Genomic DNA, 17,542 nt, shown 5'->3' on the forward strand with positions numbered 1-17,542 from the left:
GGGCTCAGCGCGGGAACGGCCATGCCGGCGGGGTGCCGACCTGCCCGCGATGGCGCAGGAAATGGTCCGCCAGCACGCAGGCGACCATGGCCTCGCCCACCGGCACGGCGCGGATGCCCACGCACGGGTCGTGCCGGCCCTTGGTGACGATCTCCGCGTCCTCGCCGTGGCGCGTCACCGTGCGGCGGGGCGTGAGGATGGAGGAGGTCGGCTTCACCGCGAAGCGCGCCACCACCGGCTGGCCGGTGGAGATGCCCCCGAGGATGCCGCCGGCATGGTTGGCGAGGAAGACGGGGCGGCCGTCATTGCCCATGCGCATCTCGTCGGCGTTGTCCTCGCCGGTCAGCGTGGCGCTGGCGAAGCCTTCGCCGATCTCCACGCCCTTCACCGCGTTGATGCTCATCAGCGCGCTCGCGAGGTCGGCGTCGAGCTTGCCGTAGATCGGCGCGCCGAGGCCCGGCGGCACGCCCTCGGCCACCACCTCGACGACCGCGCCGACCGAGGAGCCCGCCTTGCGGATGCCGTCGAGATAGTCGGCCATGCGCGCGGCCGCCTTCGCGTCCGGGCAGAAGAACGGGTTGCGGCCGATCTCGGCGTCGTCCCAGTTCGCCCGGTCGATGCCGATCTCGCCCATCTGCACCAGCGCGCCGGTGATGATGACGCCGGGCAGCACCCGGGCGGCGATGGCGCCGGCGGCGACGCGCACCGCGGTCTCGCGCGCCGAGGAGCGCCCGCCGCCGCGATGATCGCGCAGGCCGTACTTCACGTCATAGGCATAGTCCGCATGGCCGGGGCGGTAGCTTTCGGAGATCGCCGAATAGTCCTTGGAGCGCTGGTCGACATTCTCGATCAGCAGGGCGATCGGCGTGCCGGTGGAGACGAGCGTGCCGTCCTCCTCCGCCAGCGTGCCGGAGAGGATCTTCACCTCGTCCGGCTCGCGCCGCTGGGTGGTGAAGCGCGACTGGCCGGGACGCCGCCGGTCGAGCGCCGCCTGCACGTCTTCCAGCCGGAAGCGCAGGCCGGGCGGGCAGCCGTCGATCACGCCGCCGATGGCCGGGCCGTGGCTCTCGCCGAAGGTCGTCACCCGGAAAAGATGGCCGAAAGTATTGAAGGACATCGCAGCTCGCCGGCGGAAGGGACGGGTTTCCGGCGCTTCTAGGCGCCTGCGCGACGGGCGTCAAACCGGGGCCCGGTCACGGCGCGCGAGGGGCAATGTGGAGAATGGCGGCATCCGTGCTACATAATACCGGACAAGAGGATATTCCCCCGTCACCCATGCCCCTGTTTGAAATCGCTGTCGTTATCCTGCTCGTGCTGATCAACGGCGTTCTCGCCATGGCCGAGCTCTCCGTCGTTTCCGCCCGTCCCGCCCGTCTGCGCGCCATGGCCGACAACGGCTCGCGCGGCGCCCGAATCGCGCTGGGGCTCGCCGCCGATCCCGGCCGCTTCCTGTCCACCGTGCAGATCGGCATCACGCTGATCGGCATCCTCGCCGGCGCCTTCTCCGGCGCCACGCTCGGCGAGATGCTGGGCCAGTGGCTGCAGGGGCGCGGCGTGGCGCCGGGCCTCGCGGGCGGCCTCGGCTATTCCATCGTGGTGGCGGCGATCACCTATGTCTCGCTGATCATTGGCGAGCTGATCCCCAAGCGCCTGGCGCTGCAGAGCCCGGAGAGGCTGGCGAGCCTCGTCGCGCCGGGCATGATGCTGCTCTCGCGCATCGCCGCGCCGGCCGTGTGGCTGCTCGACATCTCCTCGCGCGTCGTGCTGCGCCTGCTCGGCGAGCACGGCAAGGGCGACGAGAACAACGTCACCGACGAGGAGATCCGCGCCATCGTCGCCGAGGCGGAGACCGCCGGCGTGATCGACCCGGACGAGCGCCGGATGATCGCCGGCGTCATGCGCCTCGCCGACCGTCCGGTGCGCGCGGTGATGACGCCGCGCACCGATGTCGACTGGATCGACCTCACCGACGATCCCGACGAGGTGCGCCGGACCATCCGCGAGACCGGCCACACCCGCATGCCGGCCTGCGAGGGCACGCCGGAGGAGAGCGTCGGCGTCATCGACATCCGCGACCTGCTGGAAGCCTATCTCGACGGCGAGACGCCGGACCCCCGCCGCTTCGTGAAGCCGGCGGCGGTGCTGGTGGAGACCGCCGGCGCGCTCGACGCGATGAAGGTGCTGCGCCACGCGGAGTCGCCGCTGGCACTGGTGGTCGACGAATATGGCTCGATGGTCGGCATCCTCACCCCGGCCGACCTGCTCGACGCCATCGCCGGCTCGGTGGTGCTCGACGAGGCGGGACACGCCAAGCCCGACATGGTGGAGCGTACCGACGGCAGCTATCTGGTCGCCGGCTCGACGCCGATCGACGAGCTGGCGGACGCGCTCGGCATCCGCATCCCGCACGATGCCGGCTTCCACACCGCGGCGGGCTTCGTGCTGCACGAGCTGAAGGCGCTGCCGGAGGAGGGCGCCGTCTTCGAGGCCCTGGGCTGGCGCTTCGAAGTGGTCGACATGGATGGAAGGCGCGTGGACAAGCTGCTGGTCTCGCGCGCCGTGGTCCCGAGGCGCCGCGCGCCCCTCATGGGCTGATCAGCGCAGCGCCGCCTCGGTGGCGGTGATCGGGTTGGCGGCCGGCACGCTGCCATAGCGCGTGCCGACGCCGACCACGACCGTGACGATGGCGACCGCGAGGGCGGCGGCGATGAGGCCGTATTCGAGGCCGGTGCCGTGCGAGCGGCGGGCAACGGCAGCGCGGCGCCGCGACGCCAGCTCCCGGCCGACCAGTTCCCGTTCCACCATCTCTCTCATGGCCATATCTCTGCTTGGTATCATCCGCAGGACATCTGTCTGATGACAGATTTTATTATGCGGACACCTTGCGCCGCAGACCTTGCCTGCACGTTAAAGCAGAGGCGAGGCGCGGGAACTCTTGGCCTGTGGTTAATGTTTGCCGCCGCAAGATGGTTAATACTTTGCGGCCGGCGGCGCTCGGATCCGTTCAGCCGCGCGGCTTGGCCCGGCGCGTCGGCGCGGCGCTGGCGGGGTCTTCCGGCCAGGGATGCTTGGGGTAGCGCCCGCGCATGTCGGCGCGCACGTCCCGCCACGAACCGCTCCAGAAGGACGGCAGGTCGCGGGTGAGCTGGATCGGCCGGTGCGCCGGCGAGAGCAGCGCGAGCACCAGCGGCACGCGCCCGCCGGCGATGGCGGGGTGGGTGGTGAGGCCGAACAGCTCCTGCACCCGCACGCTCAGGGTCGGCCCGCCCTCGGCGGCGTAGTCGATGGGCAGGCGCGAGCCGGTCGGCACCTCGAAATGGCTCGGCGCCTCCTGTTCCATGCGCCGTGTCAGCTCCCACGGCAGAAGGCCGCCGAGCGCGCGGCCGAGCACGTCGGCATTGATCTGGCCGAGCGCGGTCAGCCCGTCGAGCTGCGGTGCCAGCCACTCTTCGACCGTTTCCGCGAGCGTGGCCCATGCCAGGTCCGGCCAGATGTCCGGCGCGCTGGCGTGCAGGAAGCGGGCGCGGTCGAGCCATTGCCGCTGCGCATCGGACCAGGCGAGCCGCTCCAGCCCGCGCGCGGCGGCGGCGCGGGCGAGCGCGCGGGCCGTCTCCGGCCCCGGCTTCAGCGCGGCGGTGCGTTCGGCGAGGACGAGGCTGCCGAGCCGGCGCACATGGCGTGCGCGCAGGGCGCCGGAGGCGGCGTCGAAGCCGGTCTCCACCCCTTCGGTGATCGCCTCGCCGAACTCCGCCTCGATCTCGGCCTCGGTCAGTTCGGCGGCGAGCAGGATGCGCGCCTCGTCCGCCGTGCCGGTAAGCTCGGCGACGGCGAGGAAACGCGCGCGGGCGAGCGCCGAGGTGGGATCGAGCGCCGCCCCGCGCCCGTTCGCCAGCACGAAGCGGCGCCCGTCGCCGCGCCCGCGCGCGATGCGGTCGGGGAAGGCCAGCGCCAGCAGTACGGCGGGGGAGGGCGGCGGTCCGGCGGTCGTCCGGTCGTCCGCCGCCAGCCGCTCGGCCTCGCGCGCCCAGCGCTCCGCCAGCCTTTGGGCCTCCTCGGCGCGGCGGGAGCGGTCGCGGGCGAGGTCCGCCAGCCGGTGGGCGAGGTCGGGCGCGTCGCCGCCGAGCCCGCGCTCGGAGACGATGGCGGCGATCAGCGCGGCTTGCTCTCCCGCCCCACGCCTGGCGCCCTCGATCACCATGCGGGCGAGGCGCGGCTCCAGCGGCAGGCGGGCCATGGCGCGGCCCGGCGCCGTCACCTGCCCGTCCGCGTCCAGCGCGCCGAGGGCGGCGAGCAGCGCTTTCGCCTCCTTCACCGCCGGCTCGGGCGGCGGGTCGAGGAAGGCGAGCGAAGAGGGGTCGCGCACGCCCCACATGGCGAGGTCGAGCACGAGCCGCGTCAGGTCGGCGGCGAGCATCTCGGGCACGGCGAAGGCGGGCAGGCTCGCCGTCTCCGGCTCGTTCCACAGACGGATGCAGATTCCCGGCTCCTTGCGCCCGGCGCGGCCGCGCCGCTGGTCGGCCGCCGCGCGCGATACCCGCACCGTCTCCAGCCGCGTCAGCCCGACGCCGGGCTCGAAGCGCGGCACGCGGGCGAGGCCGCTGTCGACGACGAGACGCACGCCCTCGATGGTCAGGCTGGTCTCGGCGATGGAGGTGGCGAGCACCACCTTGCGCCGTCCGGCCGGAGCGGGGGAGATGGCGCGGTCCTGCTCGCGCGGGTCCAGCGCGCCATAGAGCGGGTCGATGTCGACGACGGGATCGGTGATCGCCTCGCGCAGCGCCCGCTCGGTGCGGCGGATCTCGGCGGCGCCGGGCAGGAAGGCGAGGATGGAACCCTTCTCCGCCGCCAGCGCCCGCCGGATCGCCTCGGCCATCTGCCGCTCGATCGGGCTGCGCGGATCGCGGCCGGCATAGCGGGTCTCGACCGGAAAGGCGCGCCCGAGGCTCTCGATCACCGGCGCCTCGCCCAGCAGCCTGGCCACGCGGGCGCCGTCGAGGGTGGCGGACATGACGAGAAGCCGCAGGTCCTCGCGCAGCGCGCCCTGCGCGTCGAGCGCCAGCGCAAGGCCGAGATCGGCGTCGAGGCTGCGCTCGTGAAACTCGTCGAACAGCACCGCGGCGACGCCGGAAAGCTCGGGGTCGTCGAGCATCATGCGGGTGAAGATGCCCTCGGTGATCACCTCGATCCGCGTGTTGCGCCCGACCTTCGAGCCGAAGCGGGCGCGGTAGCCGACCGTGCCGCCGGCGCTCTCGCCCAGCGTCGCCGCCATGCGCTCGGCGGCGGCGCGCGCGGCGATGCGGCGCGGCTCCAGCACGAGGATGCGCCGGCCCCCGACCCATGGCGCGTCGAGCAGCGCCAGCGGCACGCGGGTCGTCTTTCCCGCTCCGGGCGGGGCGACCAGCACGGCGCGCGTGCCGGCGCGCAGCGCGGCGGTGAGCGCCGGCAGGGCGTCGTCGATAGGCAAGGGCGCCGCAAAGGGCGTGGCGAAGGGCGCGGGCATCGGGCGATGGCTATACAGCCGGTTGCCGATGGCGGGAACAACCCCGAGGGCGCCGCATAGACGACGTCAACCTGAGAGGCCCGGCCAAAGGCCGCCGGCGGCACCCCGGGATGACCTGCATCGTAGCGGGAGAACGCTCGCGGATATTGCCGACGGCGATTCCGGGAAGACGATCGAATTCCCGTGCGACGTCATCCCCGGCCTCGAGCCGGGGATCCACGCCTGTCTTCCGCGCCGAAGCCGTGGATGGCCGGGTCGAGCCCGGCCATGATGGTATGTTGCGGGATGATCTGGCGGAGGGTGTCCCCGCTCAGAAGATCTTGTCGAGCACCCGGCCGAGCTTGTCGACCACCTCGCCGATCTGGCTCTCGTTGATGATCAGCGGCGGGCTGACGGCGAAGGTGTCGCCGGCGGTGCGCACCATGATGCCTTCCTCGTGGAAGGCGCGCTCCATGCCCTCATAGGCGCGCCGGCCGACGCCGTCCTCGCGCGACTCGAAGTCCACCGCGCCGACGAGGCCGACGGTGCGGATGTCGAGCACGCCCTTCTTGGCGCGCAGCGTGTGGAAGGCGTCCGCCCAGATCGGCTCGATCTCCCGCACGCGCTCGAACAGCCCTTCCTCGCGGTAGAGGTCGAGCGTGGCGAGCGAGGCGGCGCAGGCGAGAGGATGCGCCGAATAGGTGTAGCCATGGAACAGGTCGATGACCGGATCGTCGCTCTTCACGAAGGTGTCGTAGATGTGCTTGCGCACCAGCACGCCGCCCATCGGCACCGCGCCGGAGGTCACGCCCTTGGCGAAGGTGATCATATCAGGCACCACGCCGTAGCGCTCGGCGGCGAAGGCATAGCCGAGGCGCCCGAAGCCGGTGATCACCTCGTCGAAGATCAAGAGGATGCCGTACTTGTCGCAGATCTCGCGCAGCCGCTTGAGATAGCCCTTCGGCGCGGGAATGGCGCCGGTGGAGCCGGACATCGGCTCGACGATGACGGCGGCGAGGGTGGAGGCGTCGTGCAGGGTGACGAGACCCTCCAGCGCCTCGGCGCGCTCGGCGCCCCATTCCGGCTCGCCCTTCGAGAAGGCCTGCTTCTCGCGGTTATAGGTGTGCGGCAGGTGGTCGATGCCCGGCAGCAGCGAGCCGAACAGCTTGCGGTTGGGCGACATGCCGCCGACCGAGATGCCGCCGAAGCCGACGCCGTGATAGCCGCGCTCGCGGCCGATGAGGCGGGTGCGCGTCGCGTTGCCGCGGGTGGCGTGGTAGGCGAGCGCGATCTTCAGCGCGGTGTCGCCCGCTTCCGAGCCGGAATTGCACAGGAACACGTGGTCGAGGTCGCCCGGCGCCAGCGCGGCGATGCGGGCGGAGACGGCGAAGGCCTTGGGGTGGCCGTACTGGAAGGGCGGGGCGAAATCCATCTCCGCCGCCTGCTTCTGAATGGCCTCGACGATCGGGTCGCGGTTGTGGCCGGCATTGGCGCACCACAGGCCGGCGGTGGCGTCGAGGATCGGCCGGCCTTCCGGCGTGTAGTAGTGCATGTCCTTCGAACGCGACACCAGGCGCGGTCGCGCCTTGAACGCCCGGTTGGGCGTGAAGGGCATGAAGAAGGCCTCGAGGTCGTTCGGGTTGGCTCCGGCAGTGGAGTCGACATCGTAAGCGACAGACATGGACAGCTCCGGCTGGAAGGGCGGGAAGGAAACCGCGCTTTTTTAGTCATGTATAATGGGTGGGCAGCGCGCGCTCACGAGAAATAATGATGATGTGATCAGCTTCCTTTCTGCCGCGCCAGCCTTCGGCTTGACCCCGGTACCCCATCGCGGCCATCAACTCGCCGCAAGGCATGGTAGAGTCACCTTGCGTCAAGCGTTCCCACCCTAGGGGTGTCGCCGCCGGTCCGCTCGCGGATCGGCCTTGAGAGTAGGACTGCGCGGTGCCCGAGAGCACGATAGCTGAGACGGCCGACGCCGGCCTGGAGGCGGAGGCCGGGCCGGCCGGCGTCGCCGCCGAGGCGGTACGGCAGGCGCTCGCGCATGTGCTCGAATCGGAGGAGCTGCGCTCCTCGCCGCAGCTCTCCAACATCCTGCGCTTCGTCGTGGAGGCCACGCTCGACGGCCGGAGCGAGGCCATCAAGGGCTACACCATCGCCGTCGAGGCGCTGGGGCGCGACGCGTCCTTCGATCCGCAGGCCGATCCCATCGTCCGGGTCGAGGCGACGCGGCTGCGCCGGGCGCTGGAGCGCTATTACGCGGGGGCCGGCGCGGGCGACGAGATCGAGATCGTGGTGCCGCGCGGCAGCTATGTGCCGCAATTCCTGCGGCGGGGCGCCGCCGCCTCGGTGCCGGGTGCCGAGCAGGGGCCGGAGGCGGATGCCGCCATTGCGGACGAGCCGCCTGCCGCGATTCCCGCCGGCGGGCCGGCTTCTCCCGCCCGCCGGCCCCCGCCCGTTGCCGTCGCGCGGCACGGGGCGGGATGGCGCGCGGCGGTGCTCGGCCTCGCCGTGCTTGCGGTGCTGGTCGTTCTGGCCGGGCTGGCGATCGAGGGCGGCGATCCGGTGGGATGGCGCGCCCTGCTGTCGGGCGCCGCCTGGCAGCCGATCCAGCGGGCGAACCGCCTGGGCATTCCGATGATCGAGGTCCGCGATTTCGATTCGACCGGCGGCATCCCGCTGCCGCCGAGCGAGCTGGCGAGCAGCGCCGGCGCCGTGAGCAGCGGCGATTTCACCGCCCAGGCCATCGAGGTGCGGGTGCGCGACGCGCTGGCCCGCTTCGACCTGCTCGACGTGCTGGCGAGCCCCGATGCCCGTCCGGCGCTCAGATGCAGCGCCGAGGGCACCTCGCCCCATTCCGTCTTCGCGCTGGGCGGGCTGGTGGAGAACCATGACGACGGCAGCATCTCGGTGCTGCTGCGCCTGTCCGACCTGTGCGACGGCACCATCGTCTGGTCGCGCGAGTTCGACAGCCTGCGGCGCGGCGGGGATGCCAGCGCCTCCGAGGTCGCGCTGGTGCGCGACATCATGGCCGCCATCGCCGAGCCTTACGGCATCATCCAGAGCCGCGCCCGCGCCCGCGTCACCGCCGCCGGCGGGCCGGAAGCCGCCGGGCCCTATGGCTGCGTGCTGACCGCCTATTCCTACTGGCGCTCCTACGTGCCGGCCGAGCACGACGCGGCGCGCGCCTGCCTCGAAAAGGCGGTGGCGGCGGACAGCACCTTCGCGCTCGGCTATGCGCTGCTCGCCGAGCTCTATCTCGACGAGGTGCGGGCCGGCGCGAATCCGCAGCCCGGTCCGCCGGCGCTCGCCCGCGCGCTCACCGCCGCCGAGCAGGCGGTGGAGCTCGCGCCGACCAGCGCCTATGCGCGGCGGGTGCTGATGGACGTGCATTTCTTCCGCGGCGAGCGCGCCGCCACCATCGCGGCCGGCGAGGCGGCGCTGGAGCTCAACCCCTATGACGTCGACGTGCTGGCCGATTTCGGCGGCCGGCTGGTGGCGCTGGGCGAGATCGCGCGCGGCGAGGCGATGCTGGCCAAGGCCGCGCAGGCGGCGCCGGGCATGCCGCCCTGGGTGGACTATCACCGCGTCGTCGCCGCCTATCTGAAGGGCGACGGTCCGGCGGCGGCGGCCGCCGCCGACCAGCTCATGGGCGAGGGCTACGCGCCGGGCCTGCTGGCCCGCGCGCTGGCGAGCCATCTCGTCGGCGAGGACGAGGCGGCGCGCGCGGATGTGCGCAAGCTCGTCGCCCTCGCGCCGGCCTGGGTGAGCGAGCCGGACGTGATGATCCGCCATTTCTTCCCCGATCCCGCCATCGCCCGGAAGGTGCGCGCCGATCTGGCCGCCGTGGGCCTGCCGCTGCGCAATTCGGCCGCCGCGGCCAACTGATCCGGCGCCGCCGGCTCCTCGCGCGGGGGCACCGCACAAAGGTCGCGTGGCGTCCCACCCGCGAACCGGCTATAGCGCGTGTCGGTCCCTTTCCCGCCCCTCCATCCGGATCGCTCCCATGTCGAACAGCTTCGATTCGGACAGCTTCGATCTCGCCATCGTCGGTGCGGGCGTCGTCGGCCTCGGCCACGCCATCGCGGCGCGCCGGCGCGGGCTGAAGACGGTGGTGATCGACCGCGACGCCCGCGCTAACGGCGCCTCGGTGCGCAATTTCGGCTTCGTCACCGTCACCGGCCAGCAGCGGGGCGAATGCTGGCGCCGGGCCATGCGCTCGCGCGACATCTGGGCCGAGGTGGCCCCGCAGGCCGGCATCGAGGTGGTGCATCGCGGCCTCATGGTCGCCGTGCGCCGGCCGGAAGCGCTGCCGGTTCTGGAAGCCTTCCGGGCGACGGAGATGGGCGAGGGCTGCGAACTGCTCACCCCGGATCAGGCCCGCGGCCGGCTGCCGGCGCTGGAAGGCATGCTCTCCGGCGCGCTGTGGAGCCCGCACGACATGCGGGTGGAATCGCGCGAGGCGATCCCGAAGCTCGCCGCCTGGCTGGCCGCGCAGGGCGTCGCCTTCCGCCGCGAGACGGCGGTGACCGCCATCGAGCCCGGCAAGGTCGTCACCTCTGGCGGCACGATTTCCGCCGCGCGCATCGTGGCGGCGCCGGGCGACGACTTCCACACCCTGTTCGAGGACCGTTTCGCCTCCTACGGCCTCACCCGCTGCAAGCTGCACATGCTGCGCGTCACCGACCCGAAGGTCGGGCGGCTGCCGGGCTCGGTGATGACCGATCTCTCGCTCGGCCGTTATCTCGGCTATGCCGAGCTGCCCGAGGCCGAGCCGCTGAAGCGCCTCCTCGAAGCCGAGCAGGCCGAACACCTGAAGCACGGCGTCCATCTCATCGTGGTGCAGTCGGCGGACGGCTCGCTGGTGGTGGGCGACAGCCACCACTACGCCGCGACGCCCGATCCCTTCGCGCCCGATTTCGTGGACGAGCTGATCCTGGACGAATACGCCGCCCTGTTCGGCCGCCGGCCGGAGCAGGTGGTCGAGCGCTGGACCGGCACCTATGCCTCCGCCTCCGACCGGCTCGCCTTCATCGACCGGCCGCACGCCACCATCCGACTGGTCGTGGTGACGAGCGGCACCGGCGCCTCCACCGGCTTCGCCCTGGCCGAGGAGGCGGTGGCGGAGCTGTTCGACTGAATTCGACGAAGAACCACGTCATCCCCGGCCTTGTGCCGGGGATCCACGACTTTGACCGGGAGCCAGGCCGCGAAGGCGTGGATGGCCGGGACAAGCCCGGCCATGACGACGCTTGGTGTGGTGGCCTCGCACGTAAGCAATGGGGAAGACGGATGCTCAAGGCGCTCATTCTCGACTGGGCCGGCACGGCGGTCGATTTCGGTTCGCGCGCGCCGATGGGCGCCTTCGTCGAGGCCTTCGCGCAGGTGGGCGTGACGATCTCCATCGACGAGGCGCGCGGGCCGATGGGCCTGCCCAAGCGCGACCATGTGGCGGCGCTTCTCTACAGCCCGCCGGTCGCCGCGCGCTGGCAGGCGGCCCATGGCGCCGCGCCGACGGAAGCGGATGTCGACCGCGTGCTCGCCATCTTCGAGCCCCTGAACGTCGAGGTGATCCCGCGCCACGCGGACCTCATCCCCGGCCTTCTCGACGTCGTCGCCGAGGCGCGCCGGCGCGGCATGAGGATCGGCTCCACCACGGGCTATACCCGCCCGATCATGGACAAGCTGATGCCGCTCGCGGCGAGCGCCGGCTACGCCCCGGACAACGTGGTCTGCGCCGGCGACCTCGCCGCCGGGCGGCCTTCGCCCCTCATGATGTACCGCACCTTCGCCGATATCGGGGTGTGGCCGCCCTCGGCCTGCGTGAAGCTGGATGACACCGAGCCCGGCATCGCCGAGGGGCTGGCGGCCGGCACCTGGACGGTGGGCCTCGCCCTGTCGGGCAACGCGGCCGGCCTGTCCAAGACCGAGCTCGACCACCTGCCGCCCGACGAGCGCGCCGCGCTGCGCAAGCGCGCCTCGGACCGTCTCCAGGCGGCCGGCGCGCATTTCGTCATCGACACGGTGGCGGACCTGCTCCCGGTGCTGGACGCCATCGAGGCCCGGCTCGCGGCGGGGCTGCGGCCCTGAGGCATCGCGCCCCGCCAGTTGCCGCGCCGTCCCCCATCCTCTAAACCCGCGCCATCATTCGTGAAGGACGGCGCCTCACCATGGCCAAGGACAAGCCCAGCAAGCTCAAGGCGCGCATGCCGCGCGGTTTCGCCGATCGCGGCCCGGCGGAGCTCGCCGCGACGCGGTCCATGCTGGAGACCATCCGCAAGGTCTATGAGCTCTACGGCTTCGAGGCGCTGGAGACGCCGTTCATCGAGTACACCGACGCGCTCGGCAAGTTCCTGCCCGATCAGGACCGGCCGAACGAGGGCGTGTTCTCCTTCCAGGACGACGACGAGCAGTGGCTGTCGCTGCGCTACGACCTGACCGCTCCGCTCGCCCGCCACGTGGCGGAGAATTTCGACCGGCTGCCCAAGCCCTTCCGCTCCTACCGGGCCGGCTGGGTGTTCCGCAACGAGAAGCCCGGCCCCGGCCGCTTCCGCCAGTTCATGCAGTTCGACGCCGACACGGTGGGCGCCCCCACCGTCGCCGCCGACGCCGAGATCTGCATGATGATGGCCGACACGCTGGAGGCGCTGGGCATCGCGCGCGGCGACTATGTGATCAAGGTCAACAACCGCAAGGTGCTCGACGGCGTGATGGAGGCCATCGGCCTCGGCGGCGAGGAGAATGCCGGCCGCCGGCTGACCGTGCTGCGCGCCATCGACAAGTTCGACAAGGTCGGCATCGCCGGCGTGCGCGACCTGCTGGGCGAGGGGCGCTGGGAGAACCCGGCGGCCAAGAGCGGCGACTTCACCAAGGGCGCGGGGCTCGACGAGCGGCAGGCGCGCATCGTGCTCGCCACGCTCGACGGCAATGGCGGCGTCTCCGCCACCGGCGAGGGCGTGCAGGTGGAGATCGCCGGGGATGTCGGCGCGGCGGCGGCGCTGGTCTCCAGCGATTCCTTCCGCCAGGGCATGGACGAGCTCGCCGAGATCGCTCGGCTGGTGAAGGCCGCCGGCTATGAGGGCCGGGTGAAGGTCGACCCCTCCGTCGTGCGCGGCCTCGAATACTACACCGGCCCGGTCTTCGAGGCCGAGCTGACCTTCGAGGTGAAGGACGAGAAGGGCCGCCCGGTGCGCTTCGGCTCGGTCGGCGGCGGCGGGCGCTATGACGGGCTCGTCGGCCGTTTCCGTGGCGAGGCGGTGCCGGCCACGGGCTTTTCCATCGGCGTCTCGCGCCTCGCCTCCGCTCTGTCCTATCTCAAGAGCGCGGAGCAGCCGGAGTTCGGCCCGGTGGTGGTCGTCGTCATGGATCGCGACGAGGCCGCCCATTACATGGGCCTCGTCGCGCAGCTCCGGTCGGCGGGCATCCGCTCCGAGATGTATCTCGGCAACCCGAAGAATCTCGGCAACCAGTTCAAATATGCCGACCGCCGCAACAGCCCCTGCGTCGTCATCCAGGGCTCGGACGAGCGGGCGGCGGGCGAGGTGCAGATCAAGGATCTGATCGAGGGCGCCAAGGCCGCCGCCGCCATCACCGACAACGCCGAATGGCGCGAGAGCCGGCCGGCGCAGTTCTCCTGCCGCGAGGCCGAGCTGGTCGCCAAGGTCCGCGAGGTGCTGGATCACCACGGCGTGCCGCACGGGGCGGCGCTCGGCTGAAGGAGCCCGGCTCCCTCCCGTTCCGGTGAGCCTTTATCGCCCGATTTATCCGCACCCCCCGCGACCTGCGCGATAATCGCGTCACCTTGTCCCGAGGAGGGGGCGCAACCGGAGCGGCCGGCTCGCGCGGGACAGGGGGCGGTGGCCGTGCGGGGGGATCTAACGCCTCTCTGCGCATGGCGGCCCAAGCCGTGCGTTCCCGGCCCGCCGTCCGCGGGTCACTGGGGCGGCGCGCGCCGGTTCGCCGGCGGGCGGATGCCCCGCAGCGGAGGATAGCAACGGTACGTCCTCCGGGGGCCGCAGGGAGCAAGCCTCAAACACCGCGTGCGGGGCGCCGGCGGCGGCGCGTCGGTTGGTTGACCAAAAGCTTGCACCACTTTTCTCAACGGTGCAGGCGACCGCCGGAGCGTTGGCACCGGCGCCCCGCACGCCCCTTCCTGCAAGGGGCGGACGACCCGTCCCTCCGTCGCCGCCGGGCGCCGGAGTTTTTCGTGCTGCCCGCGCGGGACGCCGGGCGCCCGGCCGGGCCGTCCGTGACGGAAACCATGTCATCTCCCGCGCATGGACCCGGCGGGTCCCCTTTGCTAGAAGCGCGCAGCGTTTCCAGCGCTCCCGAAATAGCAGACCGGACCCGACGCATGCCCGCCGCCCCCAGCCACGCCGAGGAACTGCTCGCGCTCTATGCGCGTGCCGGCTTCGCGCGCGTCGAGCCGCCGGTGCTTCAGCCCGCCGATGCCTTCCTCGACCTTTCCGGCGAGGAGATGCGGCGCACCATGTTCATCACCACCGATCCGGACGGGCGCGAGCTGTGCCTGCGGCCGGACCTCACCCTGCCGGTCTGCCGGCACTACATCGCCGACGGCGCCGCCCAGCCGCGCGATTTCGCCTATCTCGGCCCGGTGTTCCGCTCCGACGTCGCGGAGGGCGAGGTGCAGCAGGCGGGCGTCGAATCCTTCGGCCGGCCGGACCGCGAGGCGGCGGACGCCGAGCTGCTGGCGCTGGGGCTGGAGACGGCGGCGCTGTGGGGCGTGGTCGATCCGACCATCCGCCTGGGCGATGCCGGGCTGTTCGCCACCCTGCTCGACGCGCTCGACCTGCCGCCCGGCTGGCGGCGGCGGCTGATCAAGGATTTCGCCCGCTCCGGCAATCTCGGCGCCGATCTCGCGACGCTGAAGCAGCACCCGGCCGAGGGCGGCGTCACCGCCCATGCCGGCGTGCTCTCGGCGCTCGCCGGCTCCGACCCGGCGGCGGCCCGCGCGCTGGTGACGGACCTGCTCTCCATCGCCGGCATCTCGACGGTGGGCGGACGCAGCGTCTCCGAGATCGCCGAACGCTTCCTCGAACAGGCGGCCCCCGGTGACGCCGAAGGGCTGTCGGCCGAGAAGATCGCGGTCATGGAGCGCTACCTCGCCGTCCGGGGCAACCCGGACGTGGCCGCCGCGGCGCTGCGGGCGCTGGCCGACGAGGCGCGCCTCGACCTCAACGCCGCCCTCGACGCCTTCGAGAGCCGGACCAATTTCATCGCCGCGCAGGGCATCGAGGTGGAGCGCCTGTCCTTCGCCACCGCCTTCGGCCGTCCGCTCGACTATTACAGCGGCATGGTGTTCGAGCTGCACGAGAACGGCGCGGGAGAAGGCGGGCTTTCCGCGCCGCTGGTGGCCGGCGGGCGCTATGACGGGCTGCTGGCGCGGCTTGGCGCGGCCGAGCCGATCCCGGCGGTCGGCTTCGCCGTCTGGCTCGCCCGGCTCGATGCGGTGGAGGCCCGCCTATGACCAGCAACGGCTCGCCCCTCATCGTCGCCGTGCCCTCCAAGGGCCGGCTGCAGGAAAACGCCACCGCCTTCTTCGCCCGCGCCGGCATGGCGATGACGCAGTCGCGCGGCGTGCGCGACTATCGCGGCACGCTGTCGGGCGTGGAGGGGGTGGAGGTCGCCTATCTCTCCGCCTCCGAGATCGCCAGCCAGCTCGCCTCCGGCGCGGTGCATCTCGGCGTCACCGGCGAGGATCTGGTGCGGGAGAACATCTCCGACGCCGACACCAAGGTGCTGCTGGTCGAGGGGCTGGGCTTCGGCCACGCCAATGTCGTGGTGGCGGTGCCGCAGGCATGGATCGACGTGCGCACCATGCGCGACCTCGACGACGTGGCGACGCATTTCCACGCCACGCGCGGCCGGCGCGTGCGGGTGGCGACCAAGTATCTGAACCTCACCCGCGCCTTCTTCGCCCGCCACGGCATCGTCGACTACCGCATCGTGGAAAGTCTCGGCGCCACCGAGGGCACCCCGGCGGCCGGCACGGCGGAGCTGATCGTCGACATCACCACCACCGGCTCGACGCTCGCCGCCAACGCGCTGAAGGTGATCGACGACGGCGTCATCCTGCGCTCGGAGGCGAACCTCGTCGCCTCGCTCCACGCCGACTGGAGCGCCGAGGCGAAGGCGTCCGCCCGCGCCCTGCTCGACCGGGTGACGGCAGCCAAGCGCGCGGCGACGATGCGCGAGGTGAAGACGCGCTTTCCCGCCTGCGACAGCGCGGTCGTCGCCGAGGCGGTGCGCCGCTTCCGCGCCGTGGCGCCCTTCGGCGCGCCGACCTCCTCGGGCATGGTCACGCTGCACTGCCCGCCGGACACGCTGCACGGGCTGGCGGTCTTCCTGCGCGAGCAGGGCGCGGCGACGGTTTCCGTCGGTCCGCTGGACTACGTGTTCGCGGCCGAGAACCCGCTCTACGAGAAGCTGGAAGCGAAGATCGGGTAGGACTTCGCCGCCTTTCGCCACGTCATGCCCGGACTTGATCCGGGGATGACGGTGAATGGGGTTTAGCCCCGCGCCGCCTGCGCCTCGTCCCCGACCTCCGCCGCGAACACTGCCGCCTCGCCCATGGCGTGGCCGAACAGGATCAGGCAGGGGCCGACGGCCTTCCCCGCCGCCGACTTATCCGCCACCGCCGTATCGAGCTTATCCTTGAGCGTCGAGACGGTGGCGACCACCCGGAACTCTTCGGGCCGGGTGGCGGAGAAGACGGCGAGGGCAGGCACATGAGGATCCAGGCCGGCGGCCATCGCTCTTTCCGCCAGTTCGCCCCAGGTGCGCTGGGGCATGTAGACCACGGTGGTGGCGGCGGGATCGGCCAGCGCCTGCCAGTCGAGGTCGCGCGGCAGCTTGCCGTCGCGGGCATGCGCGGTGATGAACTGCAGCCGCCGGGCATGGTCGCGATGGGTCAGCGAGACGGCGAGCCGGCTGGCGGCGCCCTGCGCGGCGCTGATGCCCGGCACCACCTCGACCGGGATTCCGGCGGCGCGGGCGGCGGAGATCTCCTCGCCGGCACGGCCGAACACCATCGGGTCGCCGCCCTTCAGCCGCACCACGCGCTTGCCCTGCTTCGCCAGCGACACCATCAGCGCGTTGATGTCGTCCTGCTTGCAGGAAGGCTTGTAGCCGGTCTTGCCGACCAGCATCTTTTTCGCCTCGCGGCGGGCGACGTCCAGCACCGCCGGGGCGACGAGATCGTCATAGAGCACCACGTCCGCCGACTGCAGCACGCGCACCGCTTTCAGGGTGAGCAGTTCCGGATCGCCCGGCCCGGCGCCGACCAGCGCCACCGAGCCGCGCGGCGCCTCCACGCGCTCGGCCTCGGCGCGGGCGAGCAGGTCCTCGCGCAATTCCGGCGACGGCCCGGCCTCCGGGGTCTCCAGCGCGGCCTCGGTGAAGCGTTCCCAGAAGCGGCGGCGGCCCTGATGGGACAGGGCGAGCGCGGCGACCGCCGGGCGCCAGCCGCGCGCGGCCTCGGCCCAGCGCCGGAAGCCCTGCGGGATCACCGCCTCGATCTTGGCCCGCACCGCCTGGCCGAACACCGGCGCGGCGCCGTCGGTCGAGATGCCGACGACCAGCGGCGAGCGGTTGACGATGGCGCCGAAGGCAAAGTCGCAGAAGGCCGGCTTGTCGACGACATTGACCGGCACGCCCCGGTCGCGGGCGGCCCGCGCGAAGCGCTCGCCCTCCGCATCGTCCTCGATGGCGCCGATGGCGAGCGCGGCGCCGGCGAGATCGTCCGGCGTCCAGCCGCGGGCGACCAGCCGGATCGGCCCGGCCGGCGGCGCGGCGGCGAGGGCGGCGAGGTCCTCGCAGGGCTCGGGGGCGAACACCACCACCTCGGCGCCGGCGGCGGAGAGCAGCTCCGCTTTCCACGCCGCCGCTTCGGACCCGCCCGCCAGCGCGACGCGCCGGCCCTGCAGGGCGAAGAACACCGGCAGCCGGGCGAGCGCGGACATGCGCGCGCCGGTGGTTCGGGCGCGGCGCTCGGCGGGGCTGGGGGCGGATTCGTCCTCGGTCATGCGTCCCATCGGCGGTGAC

At 72.3% G+C, this 17,542-nt stretch carries 12 protein-coding genes; 7 read left to right on the top strand and 5 right to left on the bottom strand.

All coding sequences use genetic code 11. The features are described from left to right. Nucleotides 1-4 precede the first annotated feature (4 nt). Nucleotides 5-1,117, bottom strand: coding sequence for a chorismate synthase (gene aroC, locus FO470_RS04690; RefSeq protein ID WP_144341717.1), 1,113 nt, complete (start codon nt 1,115-1,117; stop codon nt 5-7). A gap of 158 nt (nt 1,118-1,275) precedes the next feature. On the opposite strand from aroC, the gene FO470_RS04695 reads away from it, so the two are divergent. Next, nucleotides 1,276-2,595: a hemolysin family protein gene (locus tag FO470_RS04695; protein WP_144341718.1), complete on the top strand. Its 1,320-nt coding sequence runs from the start codon at nt 1,276-1,278 to the stop codon at nt 2,593-2,595. On the opposite strand, the gene FO470_RS04700 is transcribed toward FO470_RS04695, so the two are convergent. From FO470_RS04700 to aptA, 3 genes are all read right to left on the bottom strand, one after another. Beyond that, a complete protein-coding gene (locus tag FO470_RS04700) occupies nt 2,596-2,814 on the bottom strand; it encodes a hypothetical protein (RefSeq protein ID WP_144341719.1) in 219 nt (72 codons plus the stop codon). Nucleotides 2,815-3,004: 190 nt separating this feature from the next. After that, entirely contained in the window at nt 3,005-5,500 is a 2,496-nt protein-coding gene (gene hrpB / locus FO470_RS04705; protein WP_144341720.1) for an ATP-dependent helicase HrpB, read from the bottom strand. Between the two features lie 310 nt (nt 5,501-5,810). Further along, complete coding sequence (aptA, locus tag FO470_RS04710; protein ID WP_144341721.1) at nt 5,811-7,160, bottom strand: omega-aminotransferase AptA; 1,350 nt, start codon at nt 7,158-7,160, stop codon at nt 5,811-5,813. Between the two features lie 263 nt (nt 7,161-7,423). Here aptA and FO470_RS04715 point away from each other — a divergent pair, with 263 nt between their 5' ends. The 6 genes from FO470_RS04715 to hisG all read left to right on the top strand — a co-directional run bounded on the left by FO470_RS04715 (nt 7,424) and on the right by hisG (nt 15,946). Further along, a complete protein-coding gene (locus FO470_RS04715) occupies nt 7,424-9,367 on the top strand; it encodes a hypothetical protein (protein WP_246659469.1) in 1,944 nt (647 codons plus the stop codon). A 118-nt stretch (nt 9,368-9,485) separates the two neighbouring features. After that, complete coding sequence (locus tag FO470_RS04720) at nt 9,486-10,619, top strand: TIGR03364 family FAD-dependent oxidoreductase (RefSeq protein ID WP_144341722.1); 1,134 nt, start codon at nt 9,486-9,488, stop codon at nt 10,617-10,619. A 152-nt stretch (nt 10,620-10,771) separates the two neighbouring features. Next, nucleotides 10,772-11,569 (top strand): phosphonoacetaldehyde hydrolase, encoded by a 798-nt coding sequence (gene phnX, locus FO470_RS04725; protein WP_144341723.1) that lies wholly within the window; start codon nt 10,772-10,774, stop codon nt 11,567-11,569. A gap of 80 nt (nt 11,570-11,649) precedes the next feature. After that, nucleotides 11,650-13,194, top strand: a complete 1,545-nt coding sequence (gene hisS, locus FO470_RS04730; protein ID WP_144341724.1) for a histidine--tRNA ligase — start codon at nt 11,650-11,652, stop codon at nt 13,192-13,194. A gap of 638 nt (nt 13,195-13,832) precedes the next feature. Next, nucleotides 13,833-14,966, top strand: coding sequence for an ATP phosphoribosyltransferase regulatory subunit (locus tag FO470_RS04735; protein WP_144341725.1), 1,134 nt, complete (start codon nt 13,833-13,835; stop codon nt 14,964-14,966). Beyond that, nucleotides 14,963-15,946, top strand: a complete 984-nt coding sequence (gene hisG / locus FO470_RS04740; RefSeq protein ID WP_144341726.1) for an ATP phosphoribosyltransferase — start codon at nt 14,963-14,965, stop codon at nt 15,944-15,946. The genes FO470_RS04735 and hisG overlap by 4 nt, the downstream gene beginning before the upstream one ends. Nucleotides 15,947-16,008: 62 nt before the next feature. Here the strand turns inward: hisG and cysG are convergent, their stop codons facing one another. Next, a complete protein-coding gene (cysG, locus tag FO470_RS04745; protein ID WP_144341727.1) occupies nt 16,009-17,523 on the bottom strand; it encodes a siroheme synthase CysG in 1,515 nt (504 codons plus the stop codon). Nucleotides 17,524-17,542 lie beyond the last annotated feature (19 nt).

It is taken from the genome of Ancylobacter moscoviensis, from assembly GCF_007559435.1.
Classification (GTDB): Bacteria; Pseudomonadota; Alphaproteobacteria; order Rhizobiales; family Xanthobacteraceae; genus Ancylobacter; species Ancylobacter moscoviensis.

Coding starts and splice junctions, on each gene's coding strand:
- aroC (WP_144341717.1), bottom strand. CDS start 1,117: ATGTCCTTCAATACTTTCGGCCATCTTTTCCGGGTGACGACCTTCGGC.
- FO470_RS04695 (WP_144341718.1), top strand. CDS start 1,276: ATGCCCCTGTTTGAAATCGCTGTCGTTATCCTGCTCGTGCTGATCAAC.
- FO470_RS04700 (WP_144341719.1), bottom strand. CDS start 2,814: ATGAGAGAGATGGTGGAACGGGAACTGGTCGGCCGGGAGCTGGCGTCG.
- hrpB (WP_144341720.1), bottom strand. CDS start 5,500: ATGCCCGCGCCCTTCGCCACGCCCTTTGCGGCGCCCTTGCCTATCGAC.
- aptA (WP_144341721.1), bottom strand. CDS start 7,160: ATGTCTGTCGCTTACGATGTCGACTCCACTGCCGGAGCCAACCCGAAC.
- FO470_RS04720 (WP_144341722.1), top strand. CDS start 9,486: ATGTCGAACAGCTTCGATTCGGACAGCTTCGATCTCGCCATCGTCGGT.
- phnX (WP_144341723.1), top strand. CDS start 10,772: ATGCTCAAGGCGCTCATTCTCGACTGGGCCGGCACGGCGGTCGATTTC.
- hisS (WP_144341724.1), top strand. CDS start 11,650: ATGGCCAAGGACAAGCCCAGCAAGCTCAAGGCGCGCATGCCGCGCGGT.
- FO470_RS04735 (WP_144341725.1), top strand. CDS start 13,833: ATGCCCGCCGCCCCCAGCCACGCCGAGGAACTGCTCGCGCTCTATGCG.
- hisG (WP_144341726.1), top strand. CDS start 14,963: ATGACCAGCAACGGCTCGCCCCTCATCGTCGCCGTGCCCTCCAAGGGC.
- cysG (WP_144341727.1), bottom strand. CDS start 17,523: ATGACCGAGGACGAATCCGCCCCCAGCCCCGCCGAGCGCCGCGCCCGA.